This window comes from Mesorhizobium sp. M7A.F.Ca.MR.362.00.0.0, from assembly GCF_004023175.1.
Classification (GTDB): Bacteria; Pseudomonadota; Alphaproteobacteria; order Rhizobiales; family Rhizobiaceae; genus Mesorhizobium.
Window position 1 is genome coordinate 1 of record NZ_RZTF01000718.1, and the last position, 1,512, is coordinate 1,512.

At 64.0% G+C, this 1,512-nt stretch carries 1 protein-coding gene; it reads right to left on the reverse strand.

Annotated features, from left to right (window positions below; translation table 11 throughout):
- Positions 1–1,291: lipopolysaccharide biosynthesis protein (locus EOC06_RS37090; RefSeq protein ID WP_164898991.1), on the reverse strand; the 1,291-nt coding region annotated here is incomplete at its 3' end.
- Positions 1,292–1,512: the final 221 nt, after the last annotated feature.

Sequence of the window (1,512 nt, forward strand, 5' to 3'; positions counted from 1 at the left end):
TTGCCGCGCCCCACAGGCCGAACATCGGGATGAGCACCACATTGAGGGCGATGTTGAAGGCCAGCGTCATGGCATAGACGGCAGCACAGATGTTCTGGTTGCCGCTCATCGTCAGCAGGCTTTCGCAGGGGCCGACGGCGGCCCGCGCCACGACGCCGAAGACAAGCAGGAACAGCAACGGATAGCCTGATGTGAATTCAGGGCCGAACAGCACCAGCATCGGCTCGCCGAGCGCCAGCACCAGTAGTGCCATCAAGAGCGATGGCCAGAACGTCCACGACACCGTCTCGCGGGCGAAGGCGGCAAGCCTTTGCGGGTCGCCATGGGTGAACTGCGCATAGCGCTGGGCAACGCCGGCCTTGACGGCGAAGTAGACGAAATGCACCAGCGCCAGCGTCTTCACGGTGGCGAAATAAACGGCGACGTCGTTGGGGTCCATATAGGCGCCGACCATCAGCACGTCGGCATTGGTCAGCAGGAAGAAGAAGCTCTCGACCAGGAAGATCGGCAGCGAGACGATGAACCATTGCGCGAAATGGACCTTCATCGGCCCCGCCGGGATCTGCCGTTCCATGCGCTGGGTGACGCCGACGAGTTGTCCCAGCGTGGTGACGTAGGTGGCGGCGATCGAGGCGAAGATGGCGGTCCTGGCATCGGGTGCGTAGCCCGCAAACAGCATCAGCGCCATGAACAGCAGGATCAGCACGGGCCGCACCAGATAGGTCGGCGACAGGGCAAACAGCGCCCAGCTGTTGGCGCGTGCCAGGCCCGACAAAAGGTCGGACATGGCGATCATCGGCAGGCAGATGACGCCGAGAATGAACGGGATCACATAGTAGCTTTCGATCCAGGGTGCCGCCAGCCAGACGCCGAGCGCGCCGAGCCCGGCAATCAGCGTCGAGGCGATCAGCACGAACAGACGGCTGGCCAGCACAATGCCGCGCAGCTCGTCCATCAGGCCGCGCTCGCGGTATTCGGGAATGTAGCGGATGACCGAGGTGTGGAAGCCGAGGCAGGCGAGGTTTCCGACGATGACCATCGTCACCCAGACGAGGACGAAGATGCCGTATTCGAACGAGCCCATCCAGCGCGCCATCAGCACCTGGCTGATGAAGGCGATGACGGCGCTGACGATGCGGATGGAGAAGGCGATGACCGACATGCGGCCGGCCTCGCCGCGCTCGTCGGCGGTGAACAGCACGGCATCGATGCGGCCAAGCAACGGCCCCATGCGCAGCGCCCAACGCTGCGGCAAGAACCGCCCGGCAGTCGTGGCCGCGGAAAAGCGCACCCCGATTTCTCTCCGTTTTCCGCTTCTTTTCAGGGTTCTGTGTAGCGGAGACACATTAAGAAAACGTGGGTGGGGAGCCCCCTTCGCCCCGTCACTATACGGGGAGAAGGTGCCGGCAGGCGGATGAGGGGCGGCGCTGGCGGTGGGAGATCGGGCTGTGCGCGACAAGACGCGCTATGCGCGACTTCGCGCGGGCAAATGGTGGGTCGAGCCGACAAGGG